Consider the following 21,511-nt stretch of genomic DNA (forward strand, 5'->3'; position numbering starts at 1 on the left):
GCTGAAGGGGTGGTCACAGCTCCCCCATCCGGCGGATCACGGGGGCGACGCGCTGGACGCCCTGGCGGTAGGCGCCCCGGGCCGCGTTGCGGACGGTCTCGCGCACCGCGCCCCGGACCCGGCCGGGCTCCCGCGACGCGGCCGCGCCGGGCAGCGGGGTGCCGTCGGGGGCCAGGTGGTGGCGGCCGAGGATGCCGGGGAGGTAGCCGGGGGCGGTGGCGGGTGTGTAGTAGGGGGCCAGGGGCGCCGGTTCGCCCGCGTCGAGCAGGGCGGTGACCTTGGCGCGGGCCGTGTCGTAGGCGGTGCCGTACGAGCCGTCGGCGGCGACGCCCTGCCCGGCGACCCACGCCGTGTCGGGCCGGGGCCGGATCCCGCCGTCGAGCGTGTCCCAGGAGGTCAGGAGTCCGGAGCCGACGAAGTGGTGGTTGCCGAGGGGCTCCCGTACGCCGAGGTCGGTGAGGATCGCGGTCGGGATGCGGCGGTGCAGGGACTCCAGCGCGGCCGTGGAGGAGACCGTGACCAGGAGGTCGGTGCGGTCCAGCACCTCGCCCATGTGCCCGTACACCAGGCGGAAGTTGGGCGGCAGACCGCCGGGCAGCCGCTGCGCGAGCTTCTGGTAGGGCAGTTCCTCGATGTGCGTGGTGTGCTCGCCGGGCTTGGAGCGCAGCTTGAGCAGCACCTCGCGGCGCGGGTGCAGCCGGGCGTGCTCGACGAGCCTGCGCAGCAGGTACGTACGGTCGGCGCGGGAGGCCGGTACGGAGGGCTGGGCGGCGAACACCACCGTGTCGCGGCCCTCTTCGGGCCGGTACGGGGCTCCGCCCAGGAAGGGGAGGGCGGCCTCGGTGACGGCCGAGGCGTCGGCGCCCACCCCCTCGTACACCGCGCGGAACCGTTCCGCGTCGTGGGCCGAGTTGGCGAGGACGACGTCCGCGCCGTGCCGCAGGAGGAGGCCGTCGGCGAGCTTCTCGTAGACGACTCCGACGTATCCGGTGACGACGACGGGCCGGCGCGGCAGGCCGAGGGCGGCGATTCCGTGCAGCATGGCCTGGACGCCACCGCCGACGAGGGCGAGGACGACGAGGTCGTATCCCTCGTCGCGCACGGTGTGCAGGAACTCGACGGCGGTGACCTCGCGGACCCGCTCGGCGTCGATCCCGACCTCGCCGACCTCCGCGAGCTGGCGGGGGGTCGGGGTGGCCCGGCCGCGCAGCAGCAGCCCGCTGACCTCGACGGGGTGCACTCCCCGTCCGTCCCCGGCGGCCTCGGCGGTCAGGCGGCGCGCGGTGAGCGCGCCCCATTTCCACCGGGTGTCGGAGTCGGCGAGGACGGCGACCCGGAGCGCCGGTCGGGCGGCGGGGGTCTCGGCCGGTTCGGCCTCATGGCTGGTACGTGGGGGCACGTCGAAGAAGTTAGGAAGGCATTTCGATGCGCGGCCCAACGCGATGGCAACAGATGGTTAACAGCGAGCCGACGATTGGGGAGTGGCCCCGAATACGCCCTCAATTCCCGTTACGGAAAAGGCGATTCACCTGTGCGCCGGGCTTTGTTCACCTCCTGGGCGCATTGCGGAAAAGGAAAGGGCCACAGCCGCACCTAACGTGATGCGCGTGGTTAAGCTCTCCGTCATCGTGCCGTTCTTCAACGTGCAGACCTACGCGCCCGACACCCTCAGAAGTCTGCGGGCCAACGCCCGCGAGGACTTCGAGTTCCTTCTCGTCGACGACTGTTCGACCGACGGGACACCCCGGCTGCTGCGCCGGGCCGCCGACGAGATTCCCGGAGCGGTACTGCTGCGGCACGAGGTGAACGGCGGTCTCGCGACCGCGCGCAACACCGGCCTGGCGGCGGCGCGCGGCGAGTACATCGCCTTCCTCGACGGCGACGACTGGCTGGCCCCCGGGCACTACGCACGGCTGGTGGCCAGGACCGAGGCGCTGGGCTGCGACTTCGTGCGCACCGACCACGTCCGGGCGGACGGCAGGACGCGGACGGTGCGCCGGGTCCCGCACGGGCCGCACGGGGTGGTGAGCGACCCCCGGGCGGCGATCCTGCCCGCCCACCGCACCACTTCGGTGGACTACGCGTTCGCCTGGGCGGGCCTCTACCACCGGCGGCTGCTGGACCGGGGGCTGCTGCACTTCACCGACGGGCTGCGCACGGCCGAGGACCGGCCGTGGATCTGGCGGCTGCACCGGGAGGCGGAATCCTTCGCCACCCTGGGCCTGCTCAGCCATTTCTACCGGCGCGGAGTGGCCACGTCACTGACCCGGATCGGCGATGTGCGGCGGCTCGATTTCCTGCGCGCTTTCGACCAGGTGATCGCCGAGACGGCCGCCGACCGTGACGCGGACGCTCTGCTGCCGAAGGCCGTACGCACGTATTGCGCGGTCATCGCCCATCATCTGGGCGCCCTCGACGCATGCGAACCGGCCGTGGCCCGCGAACTGAAGTCGCGCGGCGCGGCGGCCCTGGGACGCCTGCCGCAGCGGCTCCTGGACGAGGCGCTCGACGCCATGGACGTGACACGAGCGACCCGGGTGCGCAGGCTGCGCCGCCGTCCGGTCGCCGCGAAGGGGGCCTCGGCCGCATGACCATCCGGATCTTCCACGCCTCCTCGCCCGCCGCGACGGTGCTGCTCGCCGCGGCGATCGACGCGGGCTGCTTCACCGAGCCCGACCGCCGGATCCTGCTGCTGTCCCGGACGGGGCCGGTCCCGGAGACCGTCGCCGACGTCGCGGAGACCGCCGGCTTCGAGCGGCTGCGCACCCGGTTCGACGAGGTCCTCTCGTGGAACGACGCGATCTCCCCCTTCCACCCGGCCGGCTGGACGCCCCGGGCGGACGACGCCCCGTTGTGGGAGCGCCACTTCCGGCGCGCCTGGGGTCTCGGCGACGAGGAGCTGGAGCTCGTCGTCGACTCCCCGCACGCCGGTCCCGCCCGGGCCCTCACCCAGGTCTTCGCCGGTGTCCCCGTCGATGTGTACGCGGAGGGGCCCGGCGGCTACGGCCCGACCGGGGAGAAGATCCCCCCGCTGACCGGGGTCCGGGTGCGACGGCTGCTCCATCCGGACCTGGTCCCGGGGGCGCGGCTGTTGTTGCTGGGCGAGTACGGGGTGGAGCAGCGGACCGTGCCGGCCGAGGCGATCACCAGGGTCGTCGGTGAACTGGCGGACGCGGAGGTGGATCTGCCCGCCGTCGAGGGGCCGTGCGCGCTGCTGCTGGGGCAGGATCTCGCCGGGGCCGGGCTGATCCCGGCGGCCGAGGAGGCGGGGCTGCGGCGGGAGATGGTGCGCGGGGCCGCGGCCCTGGGCCACCGCCGGCTGGTGTTCGCACCGGACCCGTACGCGCCGTGGGAGGACTCGGCGGCGCCGCGCGCCGAGGCGGAGCGGCTGGGCGTGGAGCTGACCGTGCTGGACTCCGCGCGGCCCGTCCCGGCCGATGTGCTGCTGCACCGGCTGCGGCCCGCGCTGGTCGTCGGCTGCACCTCGGCCGCCCTGTTCGGGGCGGCCCGCTTCTACGGGCTCCCGGTGGCGGCGGTCGGCACGGGGCTGCTGCTGGAGCGGCTGACCCCGTACGAGAACGCCGAGCGGATACCGGCGACGCTCGCGGACGCCCTGCTGCCGGGGCTCGGTGACGCGCAGGCGGTGGCCGCGCGGGCGCCTGACGCCGGGGCGGAGTTGGACGACCTGCTCGCGGCCGTCGGCTTCGCGATGCGGCCGCGGGTCCGCCCCGATCTGCGCCCGGCGGCCGAGCGCTATCTCTCCACCCACCTGGACGACCGCACCTGGCGCTACTTCAAGCGCCGCCGCCTGGCCTCGCTCGCGCTTCCCGGCGTGGTCCCGGCCCGGCTGGCGTTCCTGCGGGGCAACCCGACCCTGCGCCGGGTGGCCCGGCGGGCCAGGGCGCTGCGGAGCGGCCGGGGCTGAGGGGGCCGGTGCGGGCTCGGGCGGCCGGGGCCGAGGGGGCGGCCGGAGCGGCCGGGGGTGGCGGGGCCGAGGGGGCGGCCGGGGGCCGAGGCGGCCCCCTCCCTTCGGGCGTGGCGGGCGTGCGGGGCGCTCAGCCCAGCACCTTGCTCGCGCCGACCCGGCCCCACAGCATGGCCGCGCCGAACGACAGGGCCGTCGTGGCCACCGTGATCCCGACGACGAGCGCCGCGGCGGCGGGGCCGCCCAGGTCCGCCCGGACGAAGGCGTCGGTGAGGACGCCCAGCACGAGTACGTGCGCCAGGTAGGCCCCGAACGAGGCGTCGGCCAGCCGGGCCAGCGCCGGGCGCAGCCGCTCCGGGACGCGCAGGCCGTGCAGGGAGAGCAGGACGCCGCAGCTGAACAGGGCCACCAGGACGTGGGCGTACGGGATCGCGTAGTGCACCTCGTGCTGGTAGGCGATCACCCCCGCCAGTCCGGCCGCGGCGAGCAGCAGCCAGGGGAACCGCCGCCGGCCGAACGTACCGGCGGGGGCGGCGAGCAGCAGCGCCCCGAGCACCGCGTAGATCAGCTGGTACGGTCCGAACGCCCAGCCGAAACGGGGCAGTTCGCGTCCGGTGGCCTCGGCCAGGTCACCGAACAGCGAGGGCGCGGACGCCAGGACCAGCAGCACCGCGCCGAGGCCCCAGGGCCGCCTGCCCGACCTGACCAGCACCACCAGCCCCAGGACCATGATCACGGGGAGGTAGGCGTAGAGGTACCAGAGGTGGTAGGCGGGGCGGACCGAGGCGAACACGGAGTCCAGCGCCAGCTCGCCCACCGGACCGTCGTTGGTTCCGCGCAGCCTGCCCCAGGCGAGGTAGAGCGCCGTCCAGACGGCGAGGGGGACCACGATCCGCACGATGCGCCGCCGCAGCCGTGCGCCGTCCTTCGGCGGGGCCCCGACCAGGACCACCCAGCCGGCGATGGCGAAGAAGAGGGGCACGGCGAAGCGGCCCAGGGAGTCGGCGGTCAGCCCGGCCCAGTAGGTCCCGGGCCCCTGCGAGGCCGTCCGGTCCACGGCGTTCACGAAGGCCGATCCGGCGTGCAGACCGATCACGCCGAACGAACAGAGCAGCCGGATCAGGTCGATGTCGTAGCGGTGCTCGCGGACGGGACGCGGCGTCTCGGGGGCCGCCTGCGCCGGGGCGGGGGCGGGGGGTGTGGTCGGCATGGTCCTCAGGGGGTGGACGGGGCGGGGCGGGCGTCACGCGCGGTCCCGTGGGCGGGTGACGTGGTCCTCGGCGGCGGGCCGGGGCACGGGGACCACGGGTCCCGCTCCCGGGTCGCCGAACGGATCGGGCAGGCCCGTCAGTTCACGCAGCCGGGCGAGGTTGTCCCGGGTCACCGACCACAGCCGCTGCTGCCGGTCGTGGACGTCGGCCACCGCCGCCGGATGGTCGGCCAGCACGGCGAGGGCCCGTTCCGCGAGCCGGGCGCCGAGGTCGCGCTCATGGACGGAGACGCCCCAGTCGGGCCGGTCGATGTCGGCCAGGAAGTAGGCCAGTTTGGGGTGCGAGACCAGGCTGACGACGGGGGTGCCGCAGCCGAAGGGGATCATCCCGGCGTGCCCGCGCATCCCGATCACCAGCCGGGTGCGCCGGTAGAGGTCGCGGATGCCGTCGTTGGAGAGCAGGTACAGGGGCTCGACGGGGAGCCTGAGGCCGTGCTCCCGCCGCAGATCGTCGACGAAGCGTTCGTCGGCGGGCATGTGCGCGGCGTAACGGACCTCCGCCGACGCGGAGACGGCCCGGACCGCCGCGGCCATCTCCGCGAGGAAGTGCCCGTAGTCGTGGCCGAAGCGGAGCCCGGCGCGGTCGTAGGCGCAGTTGATCAGCACGGTGTCCTCCCGCGGGCCCGGTTCGTCGAGGCGGGGGTCGAGGTGGCGGGCGACCGTGGTGGGGCAGGGCTGGTAGCGCACCCTCTCGCGCAGTGAGGCGGGCAGCAGTTCCCTGACCCGGGCGACGGAGCCGTGGTTGCGCAGCCCGAAGAACGCGGACCGCTCGACCAGGGCCCGCAGGGAGGCCGCGAAGCGTTCGCGGCGGTAGCGCTGGCCGTCGAAGACGTTGTAGCCGACGGCGAAGACCGCCAGCGGGGCGGTGATCCGGGCCAGGACGTCGTCGGGGATGTTCCACTGCCAGCCGCTGTTGCCGTTGGGCGCGGTGTCGGGGAGGAAGAGTCCCCCGCCGCCGACGATCACGGCCCGCCGGGCGTTGAGGCGTTCGAGGGAGGCGTCGTCGACCAGCAGGTGCGCGTGCTGCTGGTGCCAAGCCTCCGGGCCGGTGTCGGAGGTGAAGCAGGCGCGGACCGCCTCGGGCAGCACCTTGTCCCCCGCGTTCTCCTCGCCGTCCGCGAACAGGGCCACATGGGCCAGCTGTTCGTCCGGCCGGGCGCTGACCGGCTTCCGGGAGGCCGCGGCCAGTTGGGTCGTACGGGCGTACCAGGCACGGCAGTTGGCGTCGGTCGGGTCGGCCTCCAGGCCCGCGAGCGCATAGCCCCGGGCGTCCTCGGTGCGGCCCAGCAGCCAGGCCAGGCGCGCCAGTTGGCCGAAGGCGCGGGGTGCGAAATCCGGTGAGGCGGTCGCCAGCAGCAGGTGCGTCTCGGCCTCCTCGTACCGGGACAGCGCCATCAGGCAGACGCCGAGCGTCTCGTGGCAGCGCGGCAGGTCGGGGCGGTCCGCGACGGCCTCGCCCAGCAGCGCCACGGCCTCGTCGTGCCGGCCGCGCCCCCGGTGGATCTCGGCGAGCTGCCGGACCAGGTCGATCGGCGGCCGGGGCCGGCCGGGGTACGGGAGCGCGAGGTGCAGCAGCAGATCGGGGTGCTTGGCACCGGGGAGCGCGAGGTACGCGGCCCGGAACTCCTCGTCCCCCAGCTCGAAGCGGTCCCTGGCCGCCCGGGCGGGGGCGAGACCGGCCGGGGCCGCGGGGACCCCGGCGAAGTTCAGGACGACGACGCCCTCGGGGACCGGCAGGTCGTCGTGCAGCCGTCGCGCCCGGAAGTCGGCACGGGAGTCCAGGGGGACGAGGAGACCTTCCGGGACGTCCTTCGCGGTGGGCCCCGCGGGACCGAGGTCCTGGCGCTGGATCACCATCAGCCCGTCGTCGGGGAGGCCGCCGCGCGGGTCCGGGGCGCCGTCGGGCCCGGGGCGCGGCACGGCGGCCACGCCCGTACGGAGTCCCAGCAGGGCGTCGAGCCGGCCGAGCACGACCATGGCGGGGGTGAGGGCGACGACGGTGTCGTACCCGTCGAGGCGGAACACGTCGTCGCGTCCGCCGGCCGGGCGCGGAATCAGCCGGGGGTGCAGTCGGCGCGCGGCGTCGAAGGCGTCGTCCGGCAGACCGGGGTGCAGGACGACGACGTCCTCGCAGAGGGTCGGGTCGCTCAGCGCGAGGCTGCGCAGGAGGGCCCGGAGTCCGGGCAGTTCGCCCGCGTCGGCGACGTACACGGCGAAGGCGATCCGGCGCTTGCCGGTGACGGCGCGGCGGTCGTCGGCGGCCTCGGTCGCGGAGCCGGGCGCCGGCGCCGAGCCGGGCGTCGCGACGGACCCGGAAGCCGCCACGGAGCCGGGCGCCGACGCGGGGTCGGGCGTCGTCGAGGGGTCGGGGTGGGTCATCCGAGGGTGATCCTCACTGCGGTGTCGTCCGTGGTCCCGGTCCGCGATCCGATCCACTCCCGCTCGCGCGGGGCCAGGGCCGCAGGTCCTTCGAAGCCGAGGAGGTCCACCCGGGCCGGGGTGCCCAGGAAGTCGAGGAGCCGCAGCACGGTGTACGCGGTGCTCGCGGGTCCCGCGCCGCCCGGCTCCTCGCCGAGCAGCGCCGGGTCGTGCAGCGGGCGGCGCAATGTGGCGTCGCCCACGCGGTCCTGGGCGCCGGGCACGAGCCGGCCGCGCAGGGCGAGCCGCCAGTGCGGGAGCGGGTCGCCGAAGACCAGCCGGACGCCCGCCCGCCGGTCCCAGCGGGGTCCCTTCCACGGGGTGTCGCCGCGCAGGGTGCAGGCGTGGAGATCGGTGCGGGCGGTGGGTGCGGTGTGGCGTGTCTCGTCGCAGCGCACGACGAGGTCGTAGCCCTCGATCAGGGCGGCCAACGAGCTGCCGGGCCGCCGCTCCTGCTCGGCGGTGCGCGGGGTGTCGGCGACCAGGCACACCGTGCGGCCCGCGACGAGCCGGCGCAGCCCGGGCACGCCGATGGGTTCGGCCCCGCCCAGCAGCGGGTCGGCCATCGGGTCGCGGTCCGAGAGCCGGCGGTGCTCGGCGTAGAGCGCGGCGAGCCGGCGCACCGACGGGTCCCCGGCCCCGTGTGCGGCGGTACGGAGCCGGACGAGGTCGGTGAAGGCGGCGCGGGCCTCGGCGGCGGGCAGGTGGCGCGACAGACGGGCCGCCGCCCCGGACCCCTCCGCACCCCGCGCGAGACGGGTCCCCTCCGCACCCCCCGGCGCACGGGCCGCCGCCCCGGGCTGCTCCGCACGGTCCCCCGGCGTCCCCCACGACAGCGCCAGCGCCTCGTCGATGCGGTCCCCGGCGGCGCGGAGGGTGGCGATCCGGCGTTCGACGTCACGGGAGGCGGCGGTGTTCCGCTGGAGCGCGAGGTGGCGTTCGTACGCGGTGACCGCCTCCTCGCCGCGGCCGAGCGCGTCCAGGGCGTTGCCGCGCAGCCGCCAGGCGCCCTTGGAGCGGGCGCGCAGGCCGGTCGCCTCGTCGGCGAGGGCCAGGGCGAGGCGGGCCTCCGCGTCGCCCCCGCCGTCCAACGCCTGCTGCCCGGTCCGCAGCAGCGCGTCGAACACGTCGGCGCCCGGGGTGGAGCACGCGGTGGTCAGGGCGCCGATCGACGCGATCAGGCGGGTGCGGCGGGCGTCGGTGAGGGGGCCTTCGGCCGCGAGGGCCGAGAGGTGGTCGCCGCAGAGCCGCAGCGCGGCCCGGAGCTCCGGGTCCGGTCCGCCGCCGGGGCGTCCCGGGGCCGGTGTTCCGGGCCGTCCCGCCAGCGCACGTACTGACGTGAGCAGCCCGGTGAGGGTCTGGCCCATGCTGGTTCCGCCGTTCTGTGAGTCGGACGCCGGCCGGGGCGCACGCCCCGGCCCCGGGTCAGAGGCCCAGGGTGCTGCGGGTGCGCCGTACGGTGCGGCGCAGCCGGACCGCCGCTCCCCGGGGGCCGCCGCCGGGCAGGGTGAGGCTCTGCAGGCGGCGGCGCTTGAAGTAGTGCTGGGTCGTGGGGTCGAGCCGCTCCCGCAGCCAGGCTTCGGCGTCGGGGCGCAGCCCGGGGTTGAGCTTGGCCTGCATGCAGTAGCCGACGGTCCGTACCAGCGGGGCGAGGGTGTCCGGCGCGGTGCGCGGCAGCGGGGGCACGGCTTCGGTGCCCTGCGCGTCCAGGTCGGGCACGAGGTGGTCGGTGATCGTCAGCGGGACGCGGTTGCTGTTCTCGTAGGGGGTGATCCGGTCGAGGACCAGCCGGGTGCCGACGCGGGCGACGGGGATGCCGTAGTAGACGGCGGCGGTGAACATCGCGGTGGAGAAGCAGCCGACGACGAGGGCGGGCGCGCACCGTTCGTACAGCGTCTCGGCGAGCAGCGGGCTGTCCAGCGTGGTGAGCCGTACGCCGAGTTCGGCGGCGGCCTCGTCCAGGGCGCGGGAGTAGCGGGCCGGGGCGGTGGGGTGCGGCTTGAAGAGGAGGGAGGTGTGCCCGGCGCGGGCGGCTCCGCGCAGCATCCGGATGTGCAGCTCCTCCTCCTCCTGTGGGGTGAGGATGGTGAGGGCGGCGAGGTACTGGCCCAGCAGCATGGCGGTGGGGGCGGCGGCCTCGGCGGCGGCGAGCCCCCTGTCGCCCTCGGCGGCCTCGGCGATCTCGGAGAGGACGGCGCGGAAGGCGTCGTCGGGGACGAGCTCCGGCTCGACGCCGGCCTCGGCGAGGAGGAGCGGGCGCAGCCCGGTGACCAGGTCGAGGTGGAGGACGCGCCGGATGCGGCAGGCGATGGACTGGGGCAGCCGGTTGCGGGTCGGGCCGTAGCTCATCAGGCCGTCGGCGTAGACGTGGACGGCGCTCTCGGAGAAGATCGCGGCCAGTGCGCGGGCCGGGTTGACCTGGATGGACTCGACGGCCAGGTCGACGGGGGCGTCGGGGGCGATGTCCCAGGCCAGGCGGAAGGCCCGCTGCCACAGGACGGTCTCCTCGGAACGGGGGCCCCAGCCGCTGGGGTGGTGCGGGCTGATCGCCTCGTTCCAGTCGACGACGGCGTCGAAGCGGGCGGCGAGGGAGCCGTAGCCGCGCATCTCCTCCAGGCGCAGGGCGGTTTCGGGGACGGCCGCGTTGTTGGAGACCAGCAGGATGCGGTGGCTGTCGAGGGCCCGGCCGAACTGTCCGGCGTCGAGCGCCGCGGCGAGGGTGGCCGCCCCGTAGAGGGTGGACACCTGGAAGATCTGGGCGCGCACGGGCTTGCGCCCGGACGTGGATGCGGGCGTGGCTGCGGACTGCGGTACGGGCATGGGTCAGGCGGCCTTCTGCTTGGTGCGCAGACGGCTCAGCAGCGTGCCGCGCTTGTCGTCGATCATCGTCAGGGTGCGGTCGAGCACGTCCTGCGGCATCCGGCCCAGCGCGGCGGTGGACTCGGCGCGCAGCTTCCGGGCGGTGGCGGGCTCGTAGTCGTCGGCCTTCTCGTTGTGGAAGGCGATCATCGCGCAGTAGGTGCGGACGGCCTTGGGCAGCAGCGTCTTCGCGTCCCGGTCGGTGCGCAGCTGGTCGAGCAGCGCGTCGTAGGCGGGGAAGAAGTCGAGCTGGCGGGCGTCCTTGATCTGGGTCAGGGAGGTGGTGACCCCGCGCCGGTAGAAGACGCCGTACAGCCCGAGCGCCGCGTAGCTGCGGGCGCGCAGATGCAGCTGCCAGATCCACAGCCGGTCCTCGGCGGTGCGCAGTTCCGTGGCGAAGCGCTGGGCGCCGTCCGCGAAGAGGCGCCGGTGGTAGATCCCGGCCCAGACGAACGGGTAGTCGACCATGGTCTCGCGCTCGGGCACCCCGATGCCGTCGCGGGGGTCGAGCAGGGTGTCCCGCAGCGGCGCGGGGGCGCGCCGCACGACGCGGGTGGTGCCGGTGGACTGGACGTGGTCGGTGCGGGCGAAGTCGCAGTCGAGTTCCTGGGCGGCGCGCACCAGCCGGTCCAGATGGCCGGGGGCGTACCAGTCGTCGCCGTCGAGGAAGGTGAGGTAGTCGCCCTCGGCGGCGTCGATGCCGCTGTTGCGGGCGGCGGCGATCCCGACGTTCGTACCGTGTCTGATCACCCGGGCGCGCGGCAGGCGCTCGGCCCAGTGGTCGACGATGTCCCGCGTGCCGTCGGTGGACGCGTCGTCGACCAGCAGGAACTCGATGTCCGGGTCCGCGTTGCGGGCCAGGCTGCCCAGCGTGGTCGGAGCGTAGGCCGCGACATTGTGGAGCGGTACGACAACGGACAGTTTCGGCACGCGCGCCTCGCCTTCGATCATGGTCCCGACAACCTAGTGAGACGGCGGAAGGATCGGGTGACGGCCGCCACGACAGCGGGTGAACTCTGCGCGTCCGCGGCATGACCGGGCACGCGGCGGGGAAGTCCCCGCGAACGGGGCTTGACCTCAACTCCGCTTGAGGTCCTACGTTCTGAGCCATGGACTACTCACACGACGACGCGGGACTCGCCCGCCAGCCGATCGGCTACTGGAGCTGGGCCGCGCACGAGGCGACGGTCACCCACATCCGGGCCGCGCTGGCCGAACACGGACTCACCCAGCCGCCCTGGTGGGTGCTCAACCAACTGGAGGGCGCGGGCGAGGAGGGACGGGGCCGGGCCGAGCTGGTCACCATGCTCAGCGGCTACCTCGACACCGGGGCGGACGGCATGGAGGAGGCCGTCGAGGGCCTCCTCGAACGGGGCCTGGTCACCGAGGACTCCGGGGCCCGGCTGCGGAGCACCCCCGAGGGGCGGGCACTGCGCGAGAAGGCGTACGCCCGGGTCTCGCGGGCGAGCGCGGAGATCCACGAGGGCATCCCCGAGGCGGAGTTCGTCGCCGCGCTGAAGGTGCTCCAGCGGATGATCCACAACGTCGGGGGGAAGGCCTGGCACCACTGAGGGCGCCCGGCCCGCCTCCCGGACGGCGTCTACACGCTGCTGAAGGAGAGCTTGGCAGCGAACCCGAGGAACAGCACACCCGCGGCGGAAGTGGCCCCCGCCGACAGCCGCTTGCGGCGGCGGAAGGCGGCGGCCAGGCGGGTGCCGCCGAAGATCAGCACCGAGAGATACGCGAAGCTGGCGAGCTGGAGCAGCGTACCGAGCACCAGGAACGACAGCGCCGGGTAGGCGTAGCCCGGGTCGACGAACTGGACGAAGAAGGAGATCAGGAACAGGATCGCCTTCGGGTTGATCAGGCTGACCACCAGGGCCCGCCGATAGGGCCGCTCCACGGGGGCCGCCGCTCCGGAGGCCCCGGCCGCGTCAGCCGTCCCGGAGGCGTCCACCGTCTCCACGAGCTCGGCGGTACGGCGGTGCCGCTCGCGCCAGAGGGCCGCGGCGGCGCGCAGCATCCCGATGGCCATCCAGGTCAGATAGGCCGCGCCCGCGTACTTGACGACCGCGAAAAGCAGGGGCGTGGTCTGGAGCAGGGACGCCGCGCCCAGCGCGGAGAGCGTCATCAGGATGGCGTCCCCGGTCCAGACGCCCGCGGCGGCCGAATAGCCGGTGCGCACGCCGCGACGGGCCGCGACGGAGAGCACGTACAGCGAGTTCGGCCCCGGAAGGAGAACGATCAGCGCCAGACCGGCGAGATAGGTCGGAAGATCGGTGACACCCAGCATGGACGGAGTCTCGCACGCCCGTACGGGGTGGCGTCCAGGGGGTTTCACCAGGCGATATCGACGGCCCGGCGCCGCCCGGAGGAGAGCTGTTCCGGGCGGGCCGGACCCGGCCATGATCCACCGGGCGCCCCCTCGGGGGGCTGGACGCGCGGCCGAGGTCCGGCGGAGGATTCGGTGACCGGGCCGGACGGGAATCCGTACAGGAGGCGCCGGACCGGCGGGTGATCCAGGGGGACCGAACATGGCGGACACGAACAGCGGGTGGGACGGCCGGGGAACGAGCGGCCCGGGCGGGGCGCCGGGCCCGGCAGCGGGGCCGGGCCCGGTCGCCGGGCGGTGTGCGGGCGGAAGGCCCCGGGGGCGTCGCGCCGTCGCCGCCTCCCTCGTCGCGCTGGCCGCCCTCGCGACGGGGTGCGAGCCCGGGACCGCCGAGGGGGCGCAGGAGGTGGCGCCGCCGGCGCGGGCCACGCGGGCGGCCCCACCCGCCCCGAGCCCCTTCCTCACGGCCCCCGCCCCCACCCCCGCGGCCGAGGACGCGAAGCCGAGCGCCGCGCCGCCGCCCGGCCCGTCGGCGTCCACCGCCGCCCCGGCTCCGACGAGGGCCCGTCCGAAGCCACCTGCGCCGAGCACCGCGCCGCCGCCGCGCGTCCTGATGCGTACGGGGTCCGAGAGCGACCGGGTACGGGAACTCCAGGCCCGGCTCCGCCAGATCGGCCACTTCGGGCGCAATCCCACCGGCTACTACGGCTCCGTCACCGCCGACGCCGTACGGTCCTTTCAGGCCAAGCGGCGGCTGCCCGTCACCGGCAGCACCGACGCGGTCACCTGGCAGCGGCTGCTGGCCATGACCCGGGTGCCGACGGCCGAGGAGCTGGACCCGCCGACCGAGCGGCCGTTGGCCGCGCCGGACGAACGGTGCCTGAAGGGCCGGGTCCTGTGCATCAGCAAGGAGAGCCGGACCCTGGCGTGGATGAGGGACGGCAAGGTCCTCTCCGCCATGGACGTGCGCTTCGGCTCGGAGTACACGCCCACCAGGGAGGGCGTGTTCGAGGTGTTCTGGAAGTCCCGGGACCATGTGTCGACGCTCTACGACACCCCGATGCCGTACGCCCTGTTCTTCAGCGGCGGCCAGGCGGTCCACTACTCCGCCGACTTCGCGGCCAACGGTTACGGCGGCGCCTCGCACGGCTGCGTCAACGTACGGGACAAGAAGAAGGTCGCGGCCCTGTTCGACCAGGTGAAGAACGGCGACAAGGTCGTCGTCTACTCGTGATCCGGCGCACGGCCGGCACGAGGGAGGAGAGGGCGCGGACGGGACCGGGGGAACGTGTCCCGCCCGCGCCGATGCGCTGAGCCGAAGGTACGGGGGGAACCCCGGCTCGTTGCGCGGCCGATGACCAGTCGGCTCACTCTGTACTGCGCCCGGCCTCCGAAAAACGTCACACCCGGCCGCACGGACCGCTCGCGGGAGGTCTGGAACCGCAGGTCAGCGGCGGTCGGGCCGTCAGCGAGCGGTTCCGGTCACCCACGGGCGATTCCGGTCGTCCATGAGCGAGCGCGTCGATCCGCACGTCCCGTCAACGGGCCGGTACGGAGTCCGGGCCGGAGCTCCTCGGGAGCGGCGAGGTCCCGGTGTCCGTATCCGGTGCCACGCCGGAGCGAGGTACGGGATGGAAGGAGACGGGCGGCAGCGAGCCGCCGTCGCCCGGCCCGTTCTGGCCGTCGTCGTCATCGTCGTCGTCACCGTCACCGCCGCCGGAGCCGCCGTTCCCCCCGCCTCCGCCGCCCGGGCCGCCGCCGTCGAGGAGGCGGTCGCAGAAACGTTCCAGGTTCTTCTCGCCCTTGGCGAACTCGACCAGTTGGCGTCGGCTGCGGTCGTCCAGCGTGCCCTCGCGGAAGGCCTTGCAGGCCTTGACGGACTTCTCGTACCAGTTGCCCGAGTCCGTGTCGCCGCCGGATCCGCCGGGCTTCTCCTCCTGGCCGGTGCCGCCCGCGGCCGTCTCCTCATGGCCGCCGCCCGGCTTGTCCTTGCCGCCCGGGCGGTCCTCGCCGGGCTCCCGGCCGGTTTCGCCGGTCCGCGCGCCGTCGGGTCGCGCGGGCCCTTCGGACTCCCTGGTCCCCGGCGAGGAGGACTCCTCCGACGCGTCGGGCGAGGCCGGGTCCGCCGGGGACGACGGGTCGACCGCCGGGCCGTCGGAGATCAGCGGCCCCGGGGTGACGGCGGCCGACACGGAGGTGGCGGGCGCGGGCGAGCCCTGCCCGCCGAAGGCCCCGGTGAACACACCGGTGCCGGCGGCGACCGCCACCCCGCCGAGCGCGCAGCCCGCCAGCGAGGCGACCAGGCCGAAACGGACCGGCCGGCTCCAGCGCGGGCGGCGGGGCGGGGTCTCGGGTCCGCGGCCGATGTGGACGGCGTGCAGCTGACCGGGCCGGCCGGGGACGGCGGCACCGGCGGACAGACCGCCGAGCCGGTCCACGCCGTTGCCGTGACCGGCCTGCCGGAACGCGGCGAGAACCGCGTCCTCGCCGGGGAGTTCGCCTGCCGGGGACCGGTGTCCCCCGCGCGCCGCGCCGAGTGCTTCGGCGAGCCGGAAGGCGTCGGTGCGGGCCTCGTCGCCGACGGGGACGACCGGTTCGCCGCGGAGCAATCTCTCCGCCGCGTCCTTGTCAAGCCACTCGTAGTGCTCGTCGGCCATCACATGTCCTTCTGCGTCCACGGTCGCGAATGCGTCACACCGGGAGTGACCCCGGCGGGCGCCGCCGGACCGCCCCGCCCGGGGCGCTGCGCGGGCACGGCACCGAGCCCGGCGCCCCCGGCCGCCCCTTGGCCCGCGCCGTCGTCACCGCCCTGTGCCGGCTCCGGAACGCCGTCCACGGGGGCGTCGCCCCGGTGCGTCCCGGGGTGCTCGGCGCCGAGGAGTTCGGCCAGCCGTTTGAGGCCCCGGTGGGCGGCGGTGCGTACGGCGCCGGGCCGCTTGCCGAGGGTCTGCGCCGCACTCTTCGCGTCGAGCCCGACGACCACCCGGAGCACGACCGCCTCGGCCTGGTCCTGCGGCAGCTGGGCGATGAGCGACATGGTGCGGTCGGTGTCGAGCGCCTCGATGGCGTCGCCCGCGGTGTCGGACTCGGCGGCCCGCGCGGTCAGCTCGGTCTCGTCGCCGCCGATCGCGGGGCGGCGGCTGCGCATCCGCAGGTGGTCCAGCGAGCGGTTGCGCGCGATCCGGGCGGCCCAGCCCCGGAACCGGTCGGCGTCACCGCTGAACCGGTCGAGGTCGCGCGCTATCTGCAGCCACGCCTCGGACGCCACGTCCTCGGCGTCCGGCTCTCCGACCAGCGTCCGTATGTAGCCCAGCAACCGTGGCTGCACCGCGCGGTACACAGCACGGAAGGCGTCCTCGTCCCCGTCCTGTGCCGCAAGCACCGCGGCAGTCAGCTCCGCGTCGTCCCCCAGCACTCCCTCAACCCGCTCTGCCGTCCTCGATCGCAGCTGGTCAACTGCGGCGCAACCCTGCGCGAACCAGCACGCTACGTGCTCGGCGGGGGCCGCGTCCATGACTTGTACAACCCGCAACAATTCGTCGGCCGGCGCACGGTGTGACAGAAAACGCAGTCATGGCGCTGAGAGGAGTACGGGGTCGTGCTGCGACCCCGTGGAAGACGGCCGGGGCCTCTCCTGTGGGGGGTGGCGGCCCCGGTCGTCGCTCCATTTCACCCTTCTGACCAGGCGATATGCGGGTCTCAGGTCTACTCCGTGACCAACGCATCCAGGCGTTCACCCGATCGGCCCCGGTCAACTCGCCGCACAACGTCCTGGATACGTGTTCCGGGCCCTCCCTCTTGAACGCTCTGTGTGCTGGGCCATCGCAAACCGTGAAGCCAGGCATGCCCGGAACGTGAGTAGTCAGATAGGGACCAAGCGCGAGAAACCGCAGACGCGTGGGCGGGGATAGCAGCCTTCCCCGCCAGTAGGCTTGCTGGATCCGCTCGACGAACTTCCGGAGACCGCATGCTGACGCGCATCGAAGTCCATGGGTTCAAGAACCTCTTGAACCTGTCCATCGACTTCGGGCCGTTCACCTGCATCGCAGGGGAGAACGGCACCGGCAAGTCGAACGTTTTCGACGCCATCCAGTTCCTCTCGCTCCTCGCCGACCAGTCGATGATGGAGGCAGCCCAGGAGGTTCGGGGCGTGCATGGCGAGCGCCAAGGTGACCCGCGCGACCTCTTCTGGAAGGGTTTCGAGCCCGGCAACCACCGGATGCGGTTTGCTGCCGAGATGATCGTTCCGCTGCACGTAGAGGACGACTTCGGCCGGGCCGCGAAGGCCAGCAGCACCTTCTTGCGGTACGAATTGGAGATCGGCTACCAGGAGCCGTCCGGACTCGACCGCTTCGGGCGCCTCACGCTCCTCCACGAGACGCTGGCACACATCACCAAGGGCAAGGCTGCGCAGCACCTTCGCTTCCGCCACAGTGCGAAGCAGTTCCGCGACACCGTCATCCAGGGCCACCGCAGCGGCGCGCCTTTCATCTCGACGACCACGGAAGCAGACGAGTCGATCGTCAGAATTCACCAGGACGGTGGCAGCCGAGGCCAGCCCAAGCCAGCCGCAGCATCCCGGGCGCCGGCAACAGTGGTCTCCACGATCACTAGCAGCGATGACCCGACTATCCTTGCGGCTCGCCGTGAGATGCAGTCCTGGCGACGGCTTGCTCTGGAGCCATCCGCCCTGCGCCGGTCCGACCGATACGTGGACCCTCACGTGATGGGCGCCGACGGCTCCCATCTGCCGGCGACTCTCTTCCGTGTGGCCCACGACACTCCCGGCGCGGACCCCAGTCAGGTATACGCCCGGGTTGCGGGACGCCTCTCGGACCTGACCGGCATCCATGTCCGGGATCTGGACGTCGATCAGGACGAGGTTCGGCAACTCCTCACGGTCAACGTGCACGAGGTGGCTGGCATGACACTGCCCGCCCGCAGCCTCTCCGAAGGCACCCTGCGCTTCCTGGCACTCTGCGTTCTGCTCGAAGACTCCTCCGTGCGTGGACTGATCTGCATGGAAGAACCCGAGAACGGCATCCACCCAGCGAACCTCAACGCCATGGTCGACTTGGTACAGGATCTTGCCGTGGACCCGTCGGAAGAACCCGGCACGGACAATCCATTCCGGCAGGTGCTGATCAATACGCACTCACCCGGTGTCGTACAACTCGTCGGCAATGAGGATCTCCTGTTCGCCGATACCGCAATGCACAGAAGCGAGAACGGCTCCCTGAACCGCGCCCTGCGCCTGCGTCCGCTCGTCGACACCTGGCGGGCCAATAAGGCGACGAATGGAAGTTTCGTAACCAAAGCCGACATCCTTCCGTATCTCACTACGCCCGTCGGGGCGCAGCTCACGCTGAGCGGGGACGCCGCGTGACTGCTCGCGTCCTGTTCATCGGTGAAGGCACCAGCGACAACGGCCTCGTCCCGCATATCGAATCGATTGCCGTGCGTAAGGGGCTCGACGTCTCGGTCACAGTCCCCGACTTCGGCCTGCTCCGACCGCCGACCGGGCACTCCGTACCAGACAAACTCCGGGCCGCCCGCGCACTCGGAGGGACTTACGACCTGGCAGTGGTGCAACGGGATGCCGACCGAGGCCCTGCCCAGGCCCGCAAAGATGAGATCGAGAAAGCGATGGGCGCCGAGTGGCCCGAACTTCGGCACGTCGCCGTTGTGCCCGTCCGCATGCTGGAAGCCTGGCTCCTCCTGGACGAAGTGTGCCTGCGCCAGGTCGCCGAGAACCCTCGCGGCCGCGTCGGCCTCAATCTCCCCAAAGGTGTTGCGGCGGAGACTGTCGCCGACCCGAAACAGCTCCTCAAGGAGTCGCTCGCGCGGGCGAGCGAGTACAAGGGGCGCCGCCTAGCCCAGTTCCAAAAGCGATTCTCGCAGCACCGGCTGCGCATGCTGGAACTCCTCGACCCGGAGGGCCCGGTCGCCTGCCTTCCCTCATGGCGCGCTTTCGTTGAGGACCTCGACGCTGCATTCGAGGCCCTCAACGGGTGACCTACGCAAGCTCGCTCCGCCGTACCGCGGCCGTCGGAGCGCGCCGACCCGGCGCAGGAGCCATGGTTCACAGCCTGCCCGTGCCCCGGACAAGCCGGGCGGATCGCATGACCAACAGCGCCTGGGAACAGACAGAAGCACCTGAGAACAGGCCGAGGCAGTCGGAAGTCATGAACGAGAACCCGGATAGCAGAAATGCAGGCCAGAGGGGTGCTTCGATGAGGTACGGCCAGGGGTGGCGGCCCCGGTCGTCGCTCCACCACCTGGCCGCTTGACCAGGCGCTTCACGGATCAGCCAGCCTGTCCACGATCAACGGCGTGACCAACGCGGCAGGGAATTCCTCCGGGTGTACGCGTTCTGCAACGCCAGATACCCCCAGTGAACAGCGCTTTCCGGTGCTCACCCGACCTGTCTGCGCTCAGTCACCGCGTGACCTAGAACCATGGTGAACGATCACCGGACAGCAGCCACTAGAGTGCCGAGCGTGAACAGCGCGCCTCAGCAGACCTCTGCCTTGCGCCTGATCGTGACGGGAGGCGGCACCGGCGGCCACACCTACCCTGCTCTCACCGCGATCCGCACCTTGCAGGCGCGGCTGGCCGCTTCCGGCCGCACCCTCGACGTCCTGTGGATCGGCACGGCGGAGGGCCTGGAGGCCCGGGTCACGAGCGCAGAGGGCATCCCGTTCACGACCGTGGCCACGGGCAAGATCCGGCGTCACGCGAACCCGCTGAAGATGGTGTCGCCCGCCAACGTCCGGGACATGGCGCGCGTGCCGCTCGGGGTCGCCCAGGCACGCAGCGCTGTCTCCGCCTTCCGGCCGGACGTCGTGCTCGCTACGGGCGGTTACGTAGCCGTGCCGGCCGGGCTCGCCGCCAAGGTGTGCCGGGTCCCGCTGGTCCTCCACGAGCAGACCGTCCGCCTCGGCCTCGCCAACCGGAAGCTGGCCGGCTCCGCCACGCGGATCGCCGTGTCCTCGGAGTCGACCCTGCCGCTCCTGCCGGAGAGCGTCCGGTCGGCGGCGGTGGTCACCGGCAACCCCGTACGACCGGAGGTCCTGACCGGCCACCCGGACAAGGCCGTGACGGCACTGGGTCTGCACGCGTTCGACCGGCGGCTTCCGACGGTGTACGTCACCGGGGGCGCGCAGGGCTCTCAGCAGATCAACGACGTGGTCGGCAGCGAACTGCCGTGGCTGCTGGAGCGCGCCAACGTGGTGCACCAGTGCGGACCCGCCCACCAAGAGGCGCTGTCCGCGCGCGCAGCGGGACTCCCCGTCTCCCTGGCCGCCCGGTACCACCTCACTGCCTTCGTCGGACCGGAGCTGCCGGACGTCCTGGCCCTGGTCGATCTCGTGATCTCCCGCAGCGGCGCGGGCACCCTGGCCGAGCTGACCGCCCTCGGCAAGCCCGCCGTGTTCATCCCGCTCGCCACGGCGGCCGGGAACGAACAGGCGCACAACGCCCGCCACCTGGAGGAGTCCGGGGCGGCGGTCGCCCTCCTCGGCGAGGTCACCGGCGGGCACCTGCGCGAGGCGGTCGGCCCGCTCCTCGACGATCAGGAGCGCCGGGCCACGATGGCCGCGGCGGCCAGGGCCCACGGACGCCCGGACGCCGCGGAAAGGCTCGTGGACGTGATCCTGTCCGCAGCGTCCCGGTAACAGCGCGGGCCCTTTGCGGGCTACGTGATCCGTCCACCGGTGTGGAGGGTGGTGCCGGCTTCAGACGGCAGCGCCGACTCCTTTACTCCCCGTACGCGTCAACGGACACCATTGCGCCTCGGGCCGGCGGCTGCACGGCCGGACTCACGACCACGCGAGGAGGAAACAGGAGCAGGACGGCGAGGCAACATGGCACCGCCGGCCGGAGAGGCCGTACCACCTGGTTGAGCCACCGGATGTCACCCGGGCACGCGAGCAGGTCGTCGTGTCCGGGCCCCGGAAGCGAATGCCGGACTTCTCGCCGGGTGTCCCACGCGTTCGCCAGGTCGGGGGCGCTCCGGCACCCACCGGCCCCTCACCCCCGGGTCAGGTCCCTGAGCGCGGTGTTCAGCTCCAGGACGTTCACCCGGGGCTCGCCCATGAAGCCGAGCAGTCGACCGGTGGTGTGGTCGGCGACGAGGTCCTCGACCTGTTTGACGTTCAGGTTGTTCCTCTCGGCGACCCGGTGCACCTGGAGCGCGGCGTACGCGGGTGAGATGTCGGGGTCCAGGCCGGAGCCGGAGGAGGTGACGGCGTCGGGCGGGATGTCGGCGGGGTTCACCTCGTACGTCGCGGTCGCGTTGTCCTCGACCACGGCTGCCTTGGCGTCCTTCACCCACTGGACCAGTTCCTCGTTGTCGCCGGAGCGGTTGGTGGCCCCGGAGAGGATCAGGGAGTACTGGGTGTTGACGCTGTTGGTCCCGAGGCCGTTGGAGGGGCGCGGCTGGAACCACTTCAGGTCCGGGGCGGGTGACTCCTCGCCGTCCTTCGGCGGGAGGTCGTACCGCTGGCCGATGAGGGAGGAGCCGACGACCTGCCCGTTCTCGTCCTCGATCCGGGAGCCGTTGGCGTTGTCGTGGAACAGGGCCTGGGCGACGCCGGTGACGGCGAGGGGGTAGACCACCCCGCAGACCAGGGTGAGGACGAGGAGGGCTCGCAGTCCGGCCCCGAGTACGCGCGCGGTGCTGCCGACGGAGTTGTTGGTCATGGCG

General features: G+C 73.4%; 17 protein-coding genes. 7 read left to right on the forward strand and 10 right to left on the reverse strand.

The genetic code is table 11. From position 1 onward, the window contains the following. Nucleotides 1-13: 13 nt before the first annotated feature. Nucleotides 14-1,399 carry a DUF6716 putative glycosyltransferase gene (locus DTB53_RS04220; protein WP_012379360.1) on the reverse strand — a complete coding sequence of 462 codons (1,386 nt, stop codon included), beginning with the start codon at nucleotides 1,397-1,399 and terminating at the stop codon, nucleotides 14-16. Between the two features lie 208 nt (nucleotides 1,400-1,607). On the opposite strand from DTB53_RS04220, the gene DTB53_RS04225 reads away from it, so the two are divergent. Both DTB53_RS04225 and DTB53_RS04230 read left to right on the forward strand, forming a co-directional pair. After that, entirely contained in the window at nucleotides 1,608-2,591 is a 984-nt protein-coding gene (locus DTB53_RS04225) for a glycosyltransferase family 2 protein (protein ID WP_012379361.1), read from the forward strand. After that, on the forward strand, nucleotides 2,588-3,925 hold the full coding sequence (locus tag DTB53_RS04230) for a polysialyltransferase family glycosyltransferase (RefSeq protein WP_075025234.1): 1,338 nt from the start codon (nucleotides 2,588-2,590) through the stop codon (nucleotides 3,923-3,925). The genes DTB53_RS04225 and DTB53_RS04230 overlap by 4 nt, the downstream gene beginning before the upstream one ends. Nucleotides 3,926-4,055: 130 nt before the next feature. Here the strand turns inward: DTB53_RS04230 and DTB53_RS04235 are convergent, their stop codons facing one another. From DTB53_RS04235 to DTB53_RS04255, 5 genes are read right to left on the reverse strand one after another with little or no spacing between them, the layout of a single operon-like run. Further along, nucleotides 4,056-5,135, reverse strand: coding sequence for an acyltransferase (locus tag DTB53_RS04235; RefSeq protein WP_012379363.1), 1,080 nt, complete (start codon nucleotides 5,133-5,135; stop codon nucleotides 4,056-4,058). 33 nt (nucleotides 5,136-5,168) lie between these two features. Then, nucleotides 5,169-7,574 carry a tetratricopeptide repeat protein gene (locus tag DTB53_RS04240; RefSeq protein ID WP_012379364.1) on the reverse strand — a complete coding sequence of 802 codons (2,406 nt, stop codon included), beginning with the start codon at nucleotides 7,572-7,574 and terminating at the stop codon, nucleotides 5,169-5,171. Then, nucleotides 7,571-8,980: a tetratricopeptide repeat protein gene (locus DTB53_RS04245; protein ID WP_012379365.1), complete on the reverse strand. Its 1,410-nt coding sequence runs from the start codon at nucleotides 8,978-8,980 to the stop codon at nucleotides 7,571-7,573. Before DTB53_RS04245 ends, DTB53_RS04240 begins: the two co-directional genes overlap by 4 nt. Nucleotides 8,981-9,038: 58 nt before the next feature. After that, on the reverse strand, nucleotides 9,039-10,433 hold the full coding sequence (locus DTB53_RS04250; protein WP_042496315.1) for a polysialyltransferase family glycosyltransferase: 1,395 nt from the start codon (nucleotides 10,431-10,433) through the stop codon (nucleotides 9,039-9,041). Between the two features lie 3 nt (nucleotides 10,434-10,436). Beyond that, nucleotides 10,437-11,402, reverse strand: coding sequence for a glycosyltransferase family 2 protein (locus tag DTB53_RS04255; RefSeq protein WP_012379367.1), 966 nt, complete (start codon nucleotides 11,400-11,402; stop codon nucleotides 10,437-10,439). A 179-nt stretch (nucleotides 11,403-11,581) separates the two neighbouring features. Here DTB53_RS04255 and DTB53_RS04260 point away from each other — a divergent pair, with 179 nt between their 5' ends. Beyond that, nucleotides 11,582-12,043: a MarR family winged helix-turn-helix transcriptional regulator gene (locus DTB53_RS04260; RefSeq protein ID WP_003966800.1), complete on the forward strand. Its 462-nt coding sequence runs from the start codon at nucleotides 11,582-11,584 to the stop codon at nucleotides 12,041-12,043. Between the two features lie 29 nt (nucleotides 12,044-12,072). Here the strand turns inward: DTB53_RS04260 and leuE are convergent, their stop codons facing one another. After that, a complete protein-coding gene (leuE, locus tag DTB53_RS04265; protein ID WP_012379368.1) occupies nucleotides 12,073-12,765 on the reverse strand; it encodes a leucine efflux protein LeuE in 693 nt (230 codons plus the stop codon). A gap of 241 nt (nucleotides 12,766-13,006) precedes the next feature. Between leuE and DTB53_RS04270 the strand changes: the two genes are divergently transcribed. Continuing rightward, nucleotides 13,007-14,038, forward strand: a complete 1,032-nt coding sequence (locus tag DTB53_RS04270) for a L,D-transpeptidase family protein (protein ID WP_075025233.1) — start codon at nucleotides 13,007-13,009, stop codon at nucleotides 14,036-14,038. 304 nt (nucleotides 14,039-14,342) lie between these two features. On the opposite strand, the gene DTB53_RS04275 is transcribed toward DTB53_RS04270, so the two are convergent. Together DTB53_RS04275 and DTB53_RS04280 are read right to left on the reverse strand one after the other, a co-directional pair. Further along, nucleotides 14,343-15,461 carry a hypothetical protein gene (locus DTB53_RS04275; protein ID WP_012379370.1) on the reverse strand — a complete coding sequence of 373 codons (1,119 nt, stop codon included), beginning with the start codon at nucleotides 15,459-15,461 and terminating at the stop codon, nucleotides 14,343-14,345. Next, complete coding sequence (locus DTB53_RS04280) at nucleotides 15,461-16,219, reverse strand: RNA polymerase sigma factor (protein WP_012379371.1); 759 nt, start codon at nucleotides 16,217-16,219, stop codon at nucleotides 15,461-15,463. Before DTB53_RS04280 ends, DTB53_RS04275 begins: the two co-directional genes overlap by 1 nt. A 552-nt stretch (nucleotides 16,220-16,771) precedes the next feature. Between DTB53_RS04280 and DTB53_RS04285 the strand changes: the two genes are divergently transcribed. The 3 genes from DTB53_RS04285 (at nucleotide 16,772) to DTB53_RS04295 (ending at nucleotide 20,480) form a co-directional block, all read left to right on the forward strand. Next, a complete protein-coding gene (locus DTB53_RS04285; RefSeq protein WP_012379372.1) occupies nucleotides 16,772-18,190 on the forward strand; it encodes an AAA family ATPase in 1,419 nt (472 codons plus the stop codon). Continuing rightward, entirely contained in the window at nucleotides 18,187-18,819 is a 633-nt protein-coding gene (locus DTB53_RS04290; RefSeq protein ID WP_012379373.1) for a DUF4276 family protein, read from the forward strand. The genes DTB53_RS04285 and DTB53_RS04290 overlap by 4 nt, the downstream gene beginning before the upstream one ends. Nucleotides 18,820-19,304: 485 nt before the next feature. Continuing rightward, entirely contained in the window at nucleotides 19,305-20,480 is a 1,176-nt protein-coding gene (locus DTB53_RS04295) for a UDP-N-acetylglucosamine--N-acetylmuramyl-(pentapeptide) pyrophosphoryl-undecaprenol N-acetylglucosamine transferase (protein WP_042496319.1), read from the forward strand. 355 nt (nucleotides 20,481-20,835) lie between these two features. Here the strand turns inward: DTB53_RS04295 and DTB53_RS04300 are convergent, their stop codons facing one another. After that, nucleotides 20,836-21,507, reverse strand: a complete 672-nt coding sequence (locus tag DTB53_RS04300) for a potassium-transporting ATPase subunit C (protein ID WP_012379375.1) — start codon at nucleotides 21,505-21,507, stop codon at nucleotides 20,836-20,838. Nucleotides 21,508-21,511: the final 4 nt, after the last annotated feature.

This window comes from Streptomyces griseus, assembly GCF_900460065.1.
Taxonomy (GTDB): Bacteria; Actinomycetota; Actinomycetes; order Streptomycetales; family Streptomycetaceae; genus Streptomyces; species Streptomyces griseus.